General features: G+C 66.1%; 13 protein-coding genes and 1 other RNA gene. 7 read left to right on the plus strand and 7 right to left on the minus strand.

Features of this window, described 5'->3' with window-relative positions; translation table 11 throughout:
* Window positions 1–202: 202 nt before the first annotated feature.
* The 5 genes from ssrS to NTV05_00990 all read left to right on the plus strand — a co-directional run bounded on the left by ssrS (window position 203) and on the right by NTV05_00990 (window position 4075).
* Window positions 203–383, plus strand: a non-coding RNA gene (ssrS, locus tag NTV05_00970) — 6S RNA.
* Window positions 384–491: 108 nt separating this feature from the next.
* A complete protein-coding gene (gene rny / locus NTV05_00975; GenBank protein ID MCX6542966.1) occupies window positions 492–2063 on the plus strand; it encodes a ribonuclease Y in 1572 nt (523 codons plus the stop codon).
* On the plus strand, window positions 2047–3054 hold the full coding sequence (gene thiL / locus NTV05_00980; GenBank protein ID MCX6542967.1) for a thiamine-phosphate kinase: 1008 nt from the start codon (window positions 2047–2049) through the stop codon (window positions 3052–3054). Before rny ends, thiL begins: the two co-directional genes overlap by 17 nt.
* On the plus strand, window positions 3051–3572 hold the full coding sequence (locus NTV05_00985) for a DUF2062 domain-containing protein (protein MCX6542968.1): 522 nt from the start codon (window positions 3051–3053) through the stop codon (window positions 3570–3572). Before thiL ends, NTV05_00985 begins: the two co-directional genes overlap by 4 nt.
* Complete coding sequence (locus tag NTV05_00990; GenBank protein MCX6542969.1) at window positions 3572–4075, plus strand: 3D domain-containing protein; 504 nt, start codon at window positions 3572–3574, stop codon at window positions 4073–4075. The genes NTV05_00985 and NTV05_00990 overlap by 1 nt, the downstream gene beginning before the upstream one ends.
* 37 nt (window positions 4076–4112) lie before the next feature.
* Here the strand turns inward: NTV05_00990 and NTV05_00995 are convergent, their stop codons facing one another.
* The 7 genes from NTV05_00995 to NTV05_01025 all read right to left on the minus strand — a co-directional run bounded on the left by NTV05_00995 (window position 4113) and on the right by NTV05_01025 (window position 12242).
* Entirely contained in the window at window positions 4113–5651 is a 1539-nt protein-coding gene (locus tag NTV05_00995; GenBank protein ID MCX6542970.1) for an Rne/Rng family ribonuclease, read from the minus strand.
* 11 nt (window positions 5652–5662) lie between these two features.
* Window positions 5663–6763, minus strand: coding sequence for a rod shape-determining protein RodA (rodA, locus tag NTV05_01000; GenBank protein ID MCX6542971.1), 1101 nt, complete (start codon window positions 6761–6763; stop codon window positions 5663–5665).
* A 25-nt stretch (window positions 6764–6788) separates the two neighbouring features.
* The gene (gene mrdA / locus NTV05_01005) at window positions 6789–8687 is read right to left on the minus strand and encodes a penicillin-binding protein 2 (protein ID MCX6542972.1); all 1899 of its coding nucleotides are present in this window, start codon (window positions 8685–8687) and stop codon (window positions 6789–6791) included.
* A 3-nt stretch (window positions 8688–8690) separates the two neighbouring features.
* Complete coding sequence (mreD, locus tag NTV05_01010; GenBank protein MCX6542973.1) at window positions 8691–9212, minus strand: rod shape-determining protein MreD; 522 nt, start codon at window positions 9210–9212, stop codon at window positions 8691–8693.
* Window positions 9209–10054: a rod shape-determining protein MreC gene (locus NTV05_01015; protein MCX6542974.1), complete on the minus strand. Its 846-nt coding sequence runs from the start codon at window positions 10052–10054 to the stop codon at window positions 9209–9211. Before NTV05_01015 ends, mreD begins: the two co-directional genes overlap by 4 nt.
* Before the next feature lie 71 nt (window positions 10055–10125).
* Entirely contained in the window at window positions 10126–11127 is a 1002-nt protein-coding gene (locus NTV05_01020) for a rod shape-determining protein (protein MCX6542975.1), read from the minus strand.
* Window positions 11128–11156: 29 nt separating this feature from the next.
* Window positions 11157–12242 (minus strand): sensor domain-containing diguanylate cyclase, encoded by a 1086-nt coding sequence (locus NTV05_01025; protein ID MCX6542976.1) that lies wholly within the window; start codon window positions 12240–12242, stop codon window positions 11157–11159.
* Between the two features lie 222 nt (window positions 12243–12464).
* Between NTV05_01025 and NTV05_01030 the strand changes: the two genes are divergently transcribed.
* On the plus strand, window positions 12465–14387 hold the full coding sequence (locus NTV05_01030) for a SurA N-terminal domain-containing protein (GenBank protein MCX6542977.1): 1923 nt from the start codon (window positions 12465–12467) through the stop codon (window positions 14385–14387).
* A 110-nt stretch (window positions 14388–14497) separates the two neighbouring features.
* Complete coding sequence (locus NTV05_01035; GenBank protein MCX6542978.1) at window positions 14498–16360, plus strand: N-acetylmuramoyl-L-alanine amidase; 1863 nt, start codon at window positions 14498–14500, stop codon at window positions 16358–16360.
* Window positions 16361–16388: the final 28 nt, after the last annotated feature.

Raw genomic sequence — 16388 nt, forward strand, 5'->3', positions numbered from 1 at the left:
AACCAGCGCTCGACGTCGGTCACGGTCTCAGATGCGCGGGTAGCCATAGTATATGTGTAATGTAACACACATACCTCGCCGTTTCAACAGGCACGCTTCCGTGTCATTTTTCAGTGATGCTCAAAACTGGGGGTGGGCAAGCCGGGCGGGGCGCTTGACCCCCACCTCCCTCCGTTCTAAGATCCCTCCAGACTTGAATCTGGGTGCCCTGCTTTGCCCGTGATGGTCGGAGGCTCGTTTGAGCCAACGTTTCACCCGAGGAGCTGCGATGCCGAGCGGTGTGCATGCCTCCGCGCGAGGAAGCCTGAAGCCCGGCTCTTATAGCGGTTCCACCTGCTAATGGCAGGTTCATCGACCTCTCCACACGGCAAAGCGGGGCCTTTCGTCTAATTCTCTCATCCACGGCTGCCATCGCCGCGGGGTGCTACACCCGTCAGGGCGCGTAGCCTTCGCGAGGGCCCCGCCAGAAGCGGGCCTCGAAAGGACGCGGCATGAACGAAGTGTCTTACGTCGTCAACGCCTTGATTACCGCGGCGATTGGCGCGATCTGCCTGTTCGTCTGGTTCGGGAATCGGAAGCGTGCGGCTGTCGAGATCGTGGGGCGCGCCGAAGAGAAGGCGGCCGGCATCGTCCGGGACGCCGCGCGCGAGGCCGAGAACGCGAAGAAGGAAGCGCTGCTCGAAGCGAAAGAGCGCACGCACGAGCTGGTCGTCGAAGGCGAACGCCAGGCGCGCGAACGCCGGCAGCAACTGACCGGGATCGAGCAGACGCTCAATCGCCGCGAGCAGACGCTCACCGAACGGGCCACGCTCCTGGAGCAGCGGGAAAAGGAACTCCGCGCCCAGGAGCAGGGCGTGCAGAAGCGGGACAAGGCCAGCACCGAAACCGCCGCCAAGTACCAGGCGCTGGTCGCGGACCAGCAGCGCGAACTGCAGCGCGTGGCCGGGCTGACCGCAGACGAGGCCCGGGAACTGCTGCTGAAGCAGATTGAGGGTGACGCGAAGCGGGATGCCGCCAACCTGGTGAAGCGCCTCGAGGCCGAAGCCCGCGAGACCGCCGCGGCGAAGGCCCGCCAGATCGTCACCGAAGCGGTGCAGCGGAGCGCCGCCGAGCACGCCGTCGAAACCACCGTCTCGGTGGTGGACCTGCCGAGCGAAGACCTCAAGGGGCGGATCATCGGCCGAGAGGGCCGCAACATCCGGGCCCTGGAGATTGCCACCGGCGTCGACTTGATCGTCGATGACACACCGGGAGCGATCATCCTGTCTGGCTTCGATCCGTACCGGCGCCAGATCGCCAAGCGCGCCATCGAGCGCCTGATCGCCGACGGCCGCATTCACCCGGCGCGGATCGAGGAGGTGGTCGAGAAGGTCAAGACCGAACTCGACGAGGAAGTCCGGCACGAAGGCGAAGCCGCTGCGTTCGAACTCGGCCTGCATGATCTGCATCCCGAGGTGCTGAGGCTGATGGGCCGGCTGAAGTACCGGACCAGCTACGGCCAGAACGTGCTGGAGCACTCGAAGGAAGTGGCCTTCCTGGCCGGCACGATGGCCCGCGAAATCGGGCTGCGCACGCCGGTCACCGTGCGCGCGGCGTTCCTGCACGATATCGGCAAGGCCATCGATCGCGAGATGCAGGGCACGCACCTCGAAATCGGGCTCGAGTTCCTCCGCAAGCACGGTGAACAACCGGCCGTGCTCGACGCGGTGGCGGCGCACCACATGGACATCGACTGGCCGTCGCTCGAAGCGATGATTGTCCAGGCGGCCGACGCGATCTCCGCCGCGCGGCCCGGCGCCCGGCGCGACACGCTCGAATCGTACGTCAAGCGCCTCGAGAAGCTCGAAGGCATCGCCGATTCGTTCAAGGGCGTGTCGAAGGCGTTTGCGCTGCAGGCGGGCCGCGAGATCCGGATCATGGTTGAGAGCGAGAAGATCAGCGACGAGGAAGCCGTCTGGCTCTCGAAGGACATCGCGCGTCGGATCGAGAACGAGCTCGAGTACCCGGGCCAGATCAAGGTCACCGTCATTCGGGAGACGCGGGCCGTTGAGTACGCCAAGTAGCGTCGCGGCGACCGGCGAGCATGCCCTGATCGATCTGATCCGGACGCGCGTGCCTCCGGCGCCGTCGTGGGTCGCGCTGGGCATTGGCGATGATGCGGCAGTGGTCGAACCGGAGCCGCGTTCGCTGGACGTGTTCACCACCGACGCCCTGGTCGACGGCGTCCACTTCGATCGGGCGTTCACGCCGCCAGACGCCATCGGCCATCGGGCGCTGGCCGTTAACCTCAGCGACCTGGCCGCCATGGGGGCCCGCCCGCGCGTGGCGCTGCTCTCCCTGATTCTCCCGGACGATCTCCCGCTGTCGGATCTGACGGCCATTGTCGACGGCCTCCTGGCGGCGGCCGCCCGCCACAAGGTGGCCCTGGTCGGCGGCAACATCACCCGGACACCGGGGCCCCTCTGCATCGATGTCACCGCCGTCGGATCCGTCCACCGGAGGAAGTTCCTGACGCGATCTGGCGCGCGCCCTGGAGACGAGGTGTGGGTCAGCGGCCAGGTGGGCTCAGCGGCCGCCGGGCTCGAGTCGCTTGGTTCCGGCCCCCGAACCGCCGGCGCAATGACCGCGTGCGAAGAGGCCTATCTTCGGCCCGAACCACGGATCCGGCTCGGTCTCCTGCTCGCCGCCAACCGCGCCGCGTCGGCATGCGTCGATCTGAGTGACGGACTGGCCGATGGCCTCCACCAGATCGCGTCCGCCTCGAAGGCGGGCATCGTCGTGGATGCTCAGGCGCTGCCAGTATCGACGGAGGCCCGCGCATGGTTTGTCGCGCGATCGGCCGATCCCGTCATGGCGGCACTGTGCGGCGGCGACGACTACGAATTGCTCTTCACCGTCGGCCCCCGGCAGCGTTCGAGGCTTCGGTCGGTGCGGCAGGCGCTCGGCGATCTGCCGTTGACGCGGATAGGTACCGTGACGGCGTCCCGAACGGTCCGCCTGAAGACGGCCGGCGGAGCATGCCAGGTGCCCGCCGGGTACGAGCACTTCAGATGATTCACGTCACGCGCGCCCTGCTTCGCAAGTGGGTCGAGGCGCTGCTGCACATCCACGACTCGCCGCGGCGGACGGCGGCGGCCTTTGCGGTCGGCGTGTTCTGGGGCTTCTCTCCGTTCCTGGGCGTGCACACCATCCTCGGTCTTGCCTGCGCGTTTCTGTTCGGGCTGAACCGCGTGGCGGTGGTCGTGGGCGTGTACGTCAATCTGCCCTGGTTCCTGGCGCCGTACTACACCGTGGCGACCCTGGCCGGGGCCAGGGTGCTGGGTGTGCGTCTGCCGCTCGACTTCGCGTCGCGGCTGGAGCACCTGGTGTCGAACGCGATGTTCAACCAGCCGTTCTGGACGGGGTTACTGGAGTTGATGCGCCCGCTGCTGTGGCCGTACCATCTCGGGTCGCTTGCCGGCGCTGTGCTGCTGGCCGGTCTGGCGTACCTGCTGGCGCTGCCGGCGATTGTCGCCGGCCGGAAGCACCTCCATCTGAGGGCGCATAGCGTGACGCCGCCGGAGTCGCACTGATGATCTCGCGATCGATCTGGCAGAAGCTCGTCGTCACCGCGCTGGCCGCGCTCTCATTCGTCGCGTTGTACGAGGTGACGATTTTCGATTCCCGCTATGCCGCCAGGCAGGCGGTGCTTCGTGAATCGACGGCCCTGCCTGCGCCGGGCGCGAGGCTGCTGTTCAGCGCCACGGCCTACTGCCAGGGCGCTCTGACAGCCTCCGGCGTGTGGCCGCGCACCGGAGTCGCCGCCGCCGATTCCGCGCTGCTGCCGGTCGGCTCGGTCATCCAGATACTGGCGGAGCCGCCCTACTCGGGCATCTACACGATCATGGACACCGGTCCGATGATCCAGGGACGGCACATCGATATCTACATGTGGAGTTGTATCGAAGCGCAACGCTTCGGCCGCCGGTCGGTCGAAGTCACGGTCATCCGGCTCGGCTGGAACCCGCGCGACAGCACGATCGATCTGCTGCCGTCACACCCGCTCCCGCTCCGCGAACTCGAACGCCTCAAGTAGCCCCGGCCAGCGTGCCGCGGCGCCAGCCCGCCGGCCCCTACATCGCCATCACGTCGAACTGCTCGTGGTGCAGGTTGAGGTCGGGCTTGATCGAAACGGTCTTGCCGAGCGTCGCCTGCAGTTCGCGCAGCACGGAGGCTTCCTCCTCGCGGAGCGCCTTGGCGATCTCCGGATTGACCCGCAGCACCAGGCCCGGGCCGTCCAGTTCGCCGCCGACCTTGCGCACCTCGTCGAGAATCTCGTAACAGATCGTCGCGGCCGATTTGATCATGCCGGTGCCCGAACAATACGGACACGGATCGGTCATCACGCGCTCAAGGCTCTGCTTGACGCGTTTGCGCGTGATGATGATCAACCCGAAATCAGACACCTGCACGGCCTTCGATGGCGACCGATCGCGCCGCAACTCCTGGTCGAGCGCCTGCGCCACCTTCTGCCGGTTCTTCCGCTCTTCCATGTCGATGAAGTCGAGCACGATGATGCCGCCCAGATCGCGCAGGCGCACCTGCCGGACAATCTCCTTCACCGCCTCCACGTTGGTCTTGACGATCGTGTCCTCGAGCCGATCGTTGCGCTTGCCCACGAACCGGCCCGTGTTGACGTCAATCGCGACGAGCGCCTCGGTCTGGTTGATGACGATGTAGCCGCCTGACTTCAGCCAGACCTTGCTGCGCAGCGCCTTGTCGATTTCGGACTGGACGCCGTACTCCTCGAAGATCGGGAAGTCCTTCGTGTAGTGCTTGACCCGGCCCGCCAGCGCCGGCATGAAGCGCTCCACCTGTTCCTTGACGTTCTGGAACTCGGCGGGGTCGTCAACCCTGATGGCGGAGTACTCGTCGGTCAGCAGGTCGCGGACCAGTTTCGACACCAGCCCCTCCTCCCGGTACACCACCGCCGGGCAACGAGACGAGTCGACGCGCTGGCGGATCTCGCCCCAGACGCGCTGAAAGTACACCAGGTCGTTGGTCAGATCCTCCTGCGGGCGGCCGGCGGCCGCCGTGCGGATGATCACGCCGCCGCTGAATCCTTCCTTTTCGCGGAACTGCTTGACGATGCCCCGCAGGCGCGATCGCTCGTCGCGCGAATCGATCTTGCGCGAGACGCCGATATGGTCGACCGTCGGCATGAATACGAGGAACCGTCCGGCCATCGTCGCATGCGAGGTGAGCCGCGCCCCCTTGGTCCCCAGCGGCTCCTTGACGATCTGCACCAGAATCTCCTGCCCTTGCTTGAGCAGGGTCTCGATCTTCGGCGTCTCACCGCGCTCGCGGCCCTTTCCCGGGTCGCCAACGCCTTCGACGCGTGCGCCTCCCTCGTCGGCGTCTTCGTCGTCGACGCCGAGGCGCTCGAACGCCTCCATGGTGTCGACCACGTCCGACACGTACAGGAAGCCGTCGCGTTCGAGACCGATGTCCACGAATGCCGACTGCATCCCGGGCAGCACCTTCGAGACGCGGCCCTTGTAGATGTTGCCGACCACACCGCGCTGGCGTTCGCGCTCGACCGACACTTCCATGACCTGGTCGTCCTCGAGGATCGCCACCAGCGTCTGATGGCCGTTCGAGGTGATAATCATTTCTTTGTTCACTAGTTGGTAAACCTCCGCATCCTCACATTGAGGACGAGTCCGAAGCCGGCGAGCGTCGCGATCATGGACGAGCCGCCGTAGCTCATGAGCGGCAGCGGGATTCCCTTGACGATCGCCAATCCAGCCGACATCGAAATGTTGTAGAGCACCTGGAATGTGAAACTCGACAGCACACCGACCACCAGATAGGTGCCCAGGCGATCCTTGGCGTGCCTGGCCGTGTCGAGCGAACGCACGACGATGAACAGGTACAGGCCGAGGACCGACAGCACGCCGACAAAACCGTGTTCCTCCGCCAGCACCGAGAAGATGAAGTCGTTGTGAGCGACGGGCAAGAAGTTGAGCTGTCCCTGCGTGCCTTTCCGGAAGCCCTGGCCCCACAATCCTCCGGCGCCAACCGTAATCTGCGCCTGGATCTGCTGATAGCCCTTCCCGCGGGGATCGCGCCACGGGTCGAGAAACGTCACCACCCGCGCCTTTTGATAGTCCTTGAGCGCGTAGGTCCAGACGGCGGGCGCGGCGACAATGGTCAGGGCCAGCAGGACGCCTGCCACACGCAGCCTCATGCCGCCGACGTACGCGATCCCGATCAGCACGGGCACCAGAGTCAGCGCCGTGCCGAGATCCGGCTGAATCATGATGAGCAGCAGCGGCACGCCCGTCAGCAGTCCTCCGATCACCAGATTGGCGGTGGTCGGGTTCTTCTGCACGTTGGACGCGAACAGCCGGGCCAGCAGAAGCGCCAGCGCCAGCTTCACGAACTCGGACGGCTGGAGATTGAACAGCGGAAGCACAATCCAGCGGCGGCCGCCGCCGCGCGCGACACCAAACACGAGCACGTACAGCAGCGTTCCCAGCGCGAGCATGTAGAGGACATGCGCGCGATCGGCCAGTGACCGATAATCGACGCTCAGGCAGATGACAAAGGCGGCCGTCCCGATCAGGATGGCGTAGATCTGGACGAGAAACAGGCGCGCCGTGGCGGCGCGCGTCGCGTCGCCGGTCGTGCTGTAGATCATCAGCACGCCGATCACGCAAAGCGCGTACACGGCCGCCACGAGCGGCCAGTCCAGATACCGGTAGAGACGCCGATTGAACATCGCTCGCCGACGGCCTTCCTCTAGTCTAGTGCGGGCGGTCCTGCCCGGCGGCAGGGGCTGCCGCAGCCTTGACCGCGGGTGGTGGCGGGGGAGCCAGCACCGGCAGCGGCCGCCCCTCCTTGCTCGCGAAGTACGTTTCGATGATGTGCCGCACCAGGGGGGCCGCGTTCGCCCCGTGCAGCGCGTGCTCGGCAAAGACGACGCCCGCCACCTCAGGGTTGTCTTTGGGCGCGAAGAACGCGAACCATCCGTGGTCGCGCAGATCCACGTCGGTGCGGCCTGCGGCCTGTTTGGCGCCCTGCAGCGAAATCACCTGCGCGGTGCCAGTCTTGCCGGCCACCTCGTAGCCAATCAGGCGCGCGCCTCCCCCCGTCCCGGCCCCGTTGACCACCAGTGACAACGCGTCGTGCAGCACCGCTACGGTCTCCGGCTTCAATCTCGGGATGACGCCGGCGTTCACGTCGGCTGGCGTCTTCCATCCGGAGCCGTCATTGACGGCGCGCACCAGCCGCGGCGTGAATCTGGCGCCGCCGTTCGCCACCGTGGCGTACGTCAAGGCCAGGGCTAGCGGCGTCACCGACACCTGGCCCTGTCCGATGGCCACCGAAATCGTCTCCCCGGAATACCAGCGCTGGCCGGTGTTCGCCTTCTTCCATGCGCTCGACGGAACGAGGCTCTCGGCTTCGTTCGGCAGGTCGATCCCCGTCTTGCCGGACAGGCCCAGAATCTCCGCCCACTTGTGAATCTTGTCGATGCCCACCATGTTGCCGATAGTGTAGAAGTAGACGTTGCACGACCGCTCGATGGCGTGGCGCAGATCGAGTGTGCCGTGCCCGCCCTTCGAGTTGCACTGGAAGAACCGGTTGAAGAACGTCGCACCGCCGAGGCACGTCACCTTGAAATCCGGCGTGATGATGCCTTCCTCGAGCGCCGCCGTCGCCACGACCACCTTGAAGGTCGACCCCGGCGAGTAGCGTCCCTGAATAGCGCGATTCTGCAGCGGCCGGAGCTGATCGGTGCTGAGCCGCTTCCACGTGGCTGGATCGATCCCGGCCGCAAAGAGGTTCGGATCGTAGGACGGCACGCTGGTCAGGGCCAGAATCTCCCCGTTCCGCGGATCAAGCACCACCGCCGCGCCCGAGTACCCGGACACGCGGAAGGCGTCCTCTGCCGCCTGCTGCAGATCGTAGTCGATGGTCAGCTGGATCCGGTGTCCCTCAGTGGCAGGCAATTCGGCCAGCGCCGTGATCTCGCGCCCCACGTTATTCACCATCACCCGCCGCTCGCCATCGGTTCCCATCAGCAGCTTGTTGTAGGCCTTCTCGATACCGGACTGCCCCACCATCGAGCCGCTCTGCAGTCTATCCGACGCCATTTGCGCTTCGCTGATCTCGCTCACGTACCCCAGCAGGTGGGCGCCCAACCCTCCCGACGGGTACCGCCTGGTCGGCACACGCTGGACGAACACTCCTGGCAACTCGAAGTCCAGCCGCCGCGCCAGCACGGCCGACACCTGAGCGAGCGAGGCATCTTCGATCACGACAATGGGCTGATAGCGCGGCGTGCTCATGTGCCGCGCGACCGTCTCGCGCACCTGCGACTCGGGCACTCCGGTGGCATCGGCCAGCAGCCGCATCGTCCGGTCGAGATTCCCGCTGTGCTCGCGGAGAATCGAGATCACGTACGCGTCGCGGTTCTCGACCAGCACGCGCAGCTTCCGATCGAACAGGATCCCGCGCGGGGCGCGCAGCGGCAGGCGCCGCTCCGTATTGGCTTCGGCCATCTCGCGGTACATCTGGTTGTGCAGCACCTGGATGTACCAGAAGCTGATGCCCAGCGCGGCGAAGCACACGCTGACCACCACCGAGAACACGGTGAGGCGCACCGCCGTTCGACGCCGGCCGTCGGCCGTTCCAGTCAGCATAGGTCAGTGAAACCGCACCTTCCGTTGATGCTCCCGTCGAATCCGCCAGCGTTCGGGCAGGCCCGGCAGGGTCTCCACCAGACCGAAAAGCACAATGCCCGCGGCGGCGTTGGCCAGGGCCCGCACCGTCAAGTCGAGGAATGGCCGATCGAACCCGCGCAGGCCAAGCAATTGGTAGAGCCCCATGAACACGGCGCCATGCACGGCGGTCGCACCAACGAAGAGCAGGAAGCGCGGGATCGTCTGGGTCACAATGAACTGCGTTCCGATGTAACCGGCCAGGAATCCCGCCAGGCTCGATGCCATTCCGCCAACCCCCATCACGCCGCCAACCAGCGCGTCCTGCGCCAGCCCGGCCAGCGTGCCGCCGAGCAAACCCGCCACCCGGCCATACAACATGGCGATTGTGACCACGACGACGAGCACGAGATCGATCGGCAGCCGGGTCGATCCGGCCATTCGGGCCAGCAGGCTCTGCAGAATCAGGGCGAGCGCCACGGCCACGATGGTCCGTACCGCCTTCATCGCTTATCCTGCGGGTCTGCCGGTGGACGCTCTGGCGCGGGTTGGGGCGCCGGGGAGACCACGATCAGCACGGATTCGAGGCGCGTGAAATCCACCGCCGGCTGCACAATCACCACCGGGCTGACTCTCTGGACGTATCCGACGACGATCCCCTTCTGATAGATACCGTCGACACCGGCCGTCACGACCCGATCGCCCGGCTGTACGGTGGCCGACGCGGCCAGATAATCGAGCCGCAGCGTGCCGTCGCCGTTTCCGAGCACGACGCCCTGCGCCCGCGACGGTTCCACGATCACGGCTGCCGCCGCACTCTTGTCCACGATGAACTGGACCGTCGCCGCGTGCGTGCTGGACCAGACGACGCGTCCGACCAGCCCCGCCGGTGTCAACACCGCCATGCCGGGGAGGATCCCGGCGGCGCGGCCCCGGTCGATGACGATCGACCGAAACTCTGGCGACACGCTTCCGCCGATCACATCGGCCCCGGTCGTCGTCCACGCGACGCGCGCACGCAGATCCAGCAGCGCCCGCAGGCGCTCCACCGCTTCCGACGCGACGCGTTCCTGCTGCAGTTGCACGCGCAGGTCGGCGGCCTCACGGTTGAGCCGCTGGTTCTCCTCCCGGGCACCCCGCAGCGCCACGTAATTGTTCCAGACGCCGTGCCCGGCGCCGACGACGGCCCAGAGGGCGCGCTGCGCTTCTGTCAGCCCGGACGTCAGCACCGCCTGCAGCAGCGACACACCGGGGCGCGAACTGACCTGCGTCGAGATGAGCAGGATGTGACCCACCATGACCGCTACAAACAGGTAGCGGACGCGGTGGCGGGTGTCGGGAAGGGCCATCTGGTCGCCGCCCGCGGTACCGACAGCGCCCGAACCACGCTGGCTCCGGGCGCCTCGGGCCAATCGTCGTGTCAGTCGATGGAAATCTTGCGCAGCAGGTTGAAGTCCGAGAGCATCTTGCCGGCGCCCAGCACGACCGACGCCAGCGGATCCTCTGCCATCGCCACCGGCAGCCCCGTCTCCTCACGAAGACGCTTGTCGAGGTTCTTGAGCATGGCTCCGCCCCCGGTCAGCACGACACCACGATCGACGATGTCGGCCGAGAGTTCGGGCGGAGTCCGCTCCAGCGCCACGCGCACGGCGTCGATGATCACATTGACCGTCTCGGCCAGCGCCTCGCGCACCTCTTCGTCGCTGATGGTGATGGTCTTCGGCACGCCCTCGATCAGGTGCCGGCCCTTGATCTCCATCGTCAAACGCTCGTCAAGGGGGAAGGCCGATCCGATCTCGATCTTGATCTGCTCGGCCGTCCGCTCCCCGATGAGCAGGTTATAGTTCCGCTTGATGAACTGAATGATGGCCTCGTCCATCTCGTTGCCGGCCACGCGCACAGCCTTACTGTAGACGATGCCCGCCAGCGAGATGACGGCGATGTCAGTGGTGCCGCCGCCGACATCGACGATCATGTTGCCGGTCGGTTCGGTGATGGGCATGCCCGCGCCGATGGCCGCCGCCATCGCTTCCTCGATCAGGTGCACTTCGCTGGCCTTCGCGCGGTAGGCGCTGTCCTTGACGGCGCGTTTCTCCACCTGCGTGATCTCGGACGGCACGCCGATGACAATCCGGGGCCTAACCCACATGGCGCCGTTGTGCGCCTTCTTGATGAAGTAGGTCAGCATCTTCTCGGTCACTTCGAAGTCGGCGATTACGCCGTCCTTCATCGGCTTGATCGCCACGATGTTGCCGGGCGTGCGGCCCAGCATTTCCTTGGCCTCGCGGCCGACCGCTTCAACCTTGCCGGTGACCTTGTTGATGGCCACAATCGAGGGCTCGTTCAATACGATCCCGCGGCCGCGGGCGTAGACGCACGTATTGGCGGTGCCCAGGTCGATCGCCAGGTCGCTCGAGAACAATGACAAGAGGGAACGAAACGCCAACGCCCTTACTCCTTGCGGCCCGACTGATTGTCCGAGGCCAGGCCGATACCGTTCTTGCCGTCTTCCTTGACGCGGTACATAGCAAGATCCGCGCCGTGGAGCAGTTCTTCGGGCGACGTCGCGTCGCCCGGTAGTGTCGACACGCCAACCGACGCCGTCAGCCGCAGATTCAGCTGGGACGCCGCCAGAAACGGGTGCAAGGCCAGACGTTCGCCCACGCGCCGGGCGACCACCATGGCGCCCGGACTCGCGGTCTCGGGCAGCACCACGACGAATTCGTCACCGCCATAGCGAGCGACCACATCGCTCTCGCGCGCGCACCCGCGGATCACCAGGGCCGCCTCGATCAGCGCCTGGCTCCCGAGCAGATGACCGTGCCGGTCGTTCACCGACTTGAAGCCGTCCAGATCGATGAACAGCACCGACAGGGCGCGCCCGTAGCGAACCGCCCGCTTCGTCTCGCGGTTCAAGGCCTCCTTGAGGTACCGCGAGTTGTACAACCCCGTCAGGTCGTCGGTCACCGACAGCGCTTCGACCCGCTGAATCCGCTGCGCCTGGTCGATGGCGACCGCAACCGGCTCGAGGACCTGCTGCAGCAGCGGCAGGACCCCAGCCCCGAATCGTGGAAGCAGCCGGCTGGTCGTCCGATCGAGGCCCACCAGGGCGCCAGCGGTTCCGCCTCGCACCATCAGCGGAAACCCCACGACGGTGGCCGCCATCGGCTGATTCAGACGCGGATCGGAAGCCAGATCGCGAGTGAGGAACTCCTTGCCGTGGTGGGTGATCCACGCGCCCACCGTCCGGAACGCCGCCTGCGCACCGTCGTCGGCATCGGTCCAGGCCAGCACGACGGGCGTCGACCCGGGTCCCTCGTTGAACACCACCCCCCAGACCGGCACGGGCATCCAGCGGCTGACCCGATCGACAAGCGCTTGCGCCACCATCGCGGGCCGAGTTTCGCCCTGTGAGGCGCGCACCACCTCGGTCAGCGTCTCGCGCCGTTGCAGGCGGACACGCAGATCGCGCTGCGCCCCCCACAGCCGACTCGACGGATCGGACGCCGGGGCGCCCGCTTTTCTCACGGTCTTCACCGGTGACCCTCGAAGGACCGCCAAGCGATGAAGCGGGCCGGCCCGCTAAGTTCCTTAATCCTCAGCAAATATAGCACAGTGCCAGTCCGCTTCACGTTCAGATCCAACCGACTGGATACACGTGGTGCCGGGCCGTTGCAAGCGGGTTTGGGTAAGTGCTTGCAGACCCTTCAACTTGAACGATACACTTAGAAGATCTGGTTATTGGAGTGGGTACGTACTATGACGATGCTTGATCGGATGCGACGCCATAAGGGCTGGCTCAAATGGAGCCTGGCGCTGGTGTGTCTGACGTTCGTGGTGTTCTATGTCCCCAGTTTTCTGGGCGACCAGGGCGGCACGTCTCCCAACAGCGAGGTGGCGCAGGTCGATGGCCACAGCATCAGCGCCGCGGAATTCCGCCGGGCGTACCAGAACCAGGTGGCCGCGTACCGCCAGGCGTATGGCGCCGGCATCAATGAACAGTTGCTGAAGCAGCTCGGATTCGAACAGCAGGTGCTGCAACAGTTGATCAACGAGCGCGCCATGGTGGCCGAAGCCGGACGCCTCGGCATCACCGTGACCGATGAGGAAGTGGGCCAGCGCGTCGTGTCGATGCCGGAGTTCCAGCAGAACGGCAGGTTCGTCGGAGAACAGGCGTTCGAGGCGGCGCTCAGGAACTCGCGTTCGCCCCTCTCCCCGCCCGAGTTCGCGGCGAGCCTCAAGCGTCAGCTGCTCGTCGAGAAGCTGCAGGCCGTCGTCACCGACTGGGTGACCGTGACCGACGCCGAAGCCGACGCGGAGTATCGGCGCCGCAACGAGAAGGTCAAGGTGCAGCTGGTGCACGTCTCCGCCGATGCGTTCCGCGCCCAGGCGACGGCGACCGACGCCGAAATCGCGGCCGCGTTCGAGAAGAACAAGGAGAAGTACCGCATCGGCGAGCGTCGGAAGGTGAAGTACGTGCTGATCGATCTGGATGCCCAGCGTAAGGCTGTCATCGTGCCCTCGCGCGAGGTGGAGCGGTTCTACAACAACAACATCGAGACGTATTCGACGCCGGAGCAGGTGCGCGCGAGCCACATCCTCTTCAAGACCGAAGGCAAGGACGAAAAGGCCGTGCGGGCCGCGGCGGAGAAGGTGCTGGCCGAGGCGAAGAAGCCGAACGCCAACTTCGCGGACCTGGCGAAGAAGTACTCTGAGGACGAGCCGACCGCCAAACAGGGCGGCGACCTCGATTACTTCGCACGAGGCCGGATGGTGCCTGAGTTCGACGAGGTCGCCTTCGCACTCGCGCCCGGCACGATGAGCGACCTGGTCAAGACCAGCTTCGGGTTCCACATCATCAAGGTCGTCGACCGGAAACCGGCCACCACGCAGACGCTTGATCAGGTGCGCGCGCAGATCACCGAGCAGTTGGCGATGGAGAAGGCGCAAAAGGCCGCCGACACGTTGGCCGATCAAGTGGCGAAGGAACTGAAGACGCCGCCCGATCTCGACAAGGTCGCCGCCGCGCACGGATGGAAGGTCGAGGAGACCGGGTTCTTTACGCGCGAAGAGCCGCTGCTCAGACTCGGCGGTTCGCCGCAGGTCTCGGCGGAGATCTTCCAGTTGGGCCCCGATGAAGTCAGCGGCCCGTTGCGAGTGGGCCGCGGCTACGCGTTTGCCGCAGTCTCGGGCCGCGAGGATCCGAAGATCCCCACGCTCGACATCGTGAAGGACAAGGTTCGCGACGACGTGATCAAGGAGAAGGCGGGCAGGCTGGCGTCGGAAAAGGCCGCCACGCTGGCGGCAACCCTCAAGACGGCGGCCGATTTCGTGGCAGCCGCCAAGAAGGCGGGGGTCGAGGCCAAGACGAGCGATCTCGTCGCGCGCGGCACGGCACTGCCGGATGTGGGCGTCAATGCGACAGTGGAGAAAGCTGCGTTCGCGCAGGCTGTCGGATCAGTCAGCGACCCGATTATGACGCTGGATGGCACCACGATTCTGAAGGTGGTCGAGCGGAAAGACGTGGCCCCCGGCGAAGCGGCAGGCGGGCGGGAATCGATCAGACAGGATCTGCTCAGCCAGCGGCGCAATCAGTTCTTCGGCGCCTACATGATGAAGGCGCGCCAGAAGATGAAGATCCAGATGAACCGCGAGGCCCTCGATCGGTCGACGGGCGGCTAACGCGGGCGTTCGGATCGCCGCGAAGAGAAAGGGGTCGGACCTAATTTCTACATGCACGTGCTCGTGAGAAATTAGGTCCGACCCCTTTCGTGTTCCTGGAGGTGGATGTGATGAGGCAGTCCACGAATGCGAGACGGGCGGTGATGGCCGTGTGCGCCACGCTGGTGATGACGGCAGGAGCACTCCGTGCCGAGCGCCCGGCGCAACAGGCCGGGTCCGCCTCGGTCGAGTTGACCGTGATGGGCCCCAAGGAGGCTCACTCGTCGACCACACGCGAGTTCGTCAACGTCATCGGACGCACGTCTCGCGACGCCGTCGTGCAGGTGGCGGGCGTGGACGCTGCCGTGTTTCCGACTGGCATCTTCGTCCGCGATCGCGTGCCCCTCGTGATGGGCAGGAACACGATCCGCATCGAGGCGCGTCTTCCGGGCGGCGCGGCCGCGGTCCGCGAGATCGAAGTCGAGCGCGCGGCACCTCCACAGCCTGAGGTGCCGCCGACCGACCAATTGTTCATCGACGCGAAGAGCATTCAGCCGCAGGCAGCGCTCCGGGTGATGCCCGGCGAGCCGATTGAGCTGTCGCTGCGCGCCACCCCCGGCATGGTGGTGGACGCGCGCCTGCCGAAGGGCCCGTGGCTGCGATTGGCGGAGGCGACCGATCCGGCCACCGGCCGACCGACCGGCACGTACGTCGGCTACGCCGCGTTTACGGAACGGGAGGACACGTCTGCGGCGCCCGTGCAGGTGCGCGTGAAGGCGGCGGCCGGCACGAAGGTCAACGGCAGGCGCAGCCTCGACGCCGCATCAGTCGGCACGGTCGGCGTATGGAATCCGGATCGTGTGCGACTGGTCGTTGTTGGGACAGAGGGTGCCGACCTCACGTGGGGTGTGCACGAAGTGCGCCTCGGAGGGCCGAACCTGGCTGAACTGAGCGGCGGCACCGTGCTGCGCATCACCGGGCAGCGCGGTGATGCCTACCGCGTGCGGCTGGCGTCCGATACGGAGGGCTGGGTCGCCACGCGCTCGGTGGTTCCGGCGCCGGCAGCCGCGCAGATGCCCTACCTGTTCTTTACGTCGCTCAGCGTGTCGGGTGACGCAGCCGGCGACACGGTGGTCATTCCCTACACCTCGCCGGTACCGTACGCCGTGCGGTCGACGGAAGGCCCCGACGGACGGGCAGCGATCGACGTAGATTTCTATGGTGCGCACAACGCGGCGACCTGGATCACGCAGCGCGCCACGGCGTCGCTCGTCCGGGATGCGGTGGTCGAGCAGCCCGCCGCCGGACATCTTCGCGTGCGCATCACGCTCAACGACGGCCGCTTGTGGGGCTATAAGGTCGAGCAGACGCGGGGCGCCCTGCGTCTCACCATTCGCAGGCCGCCGACGCTCTCTGCAACGGCGTTGTCACCGCTGCACGGCTTGACGATTGCGCTCGAGCCCGGGCACGGCGGCCCATCCAATGTGGGCGCGCGCGGCCAGACGGGCTCGCTCGAGAAGGACATCAACCGCTTGACGGTCGAGGCGCTCAAGGCCGAGCTCGAGCGGGTCGGCGCCCGCGTGGTCGTCGTCCGGCCCGGCGACGAGAATCCGAATCTCGCCGAACGGGCGCGCCGTGCCACCGAGTCTGACGCGCATCTCTTCATCAGCATGCACGCCAATTCCGCCGACACCTCAAGCGGCTACCTGCGCATCAGCGGCACGAGCACGTATTTCAAGTACGCGTTCTGCCGGGATCTCTCGACCGCGATCCACCATCGGCTGCTGGGGGAAACCGGCCTCGGGGACTTCGGCAATGTGGGGGCGTTCAACTACACGCCCATCCGCCTGATCACCTGGATGCCGTCGATGTTGGTCGAGCAGGCCTTCATGTCGAATCCGGCCGACGAGAGTCTGATGCTGGATCCGGCGTTCCGCGCAAAGACCGCGCTGGCGGTCAGGCTCGGGATCGAGGATTTTCTCTCCGGACGGTAAGACGAAAAAGAGGCCAGGTCCCATTTTC

It is taken from the genome of Acidobacteriota bacterium, assembly GCA_026393755.1.
In the GTDB taxonomy this organism is placed as follows: domain Bacteria; phylum Acidobacteriota; class Vicinamibacteria; order Vicinamibacterales; family JAKQTR01; genus JBAXOX01.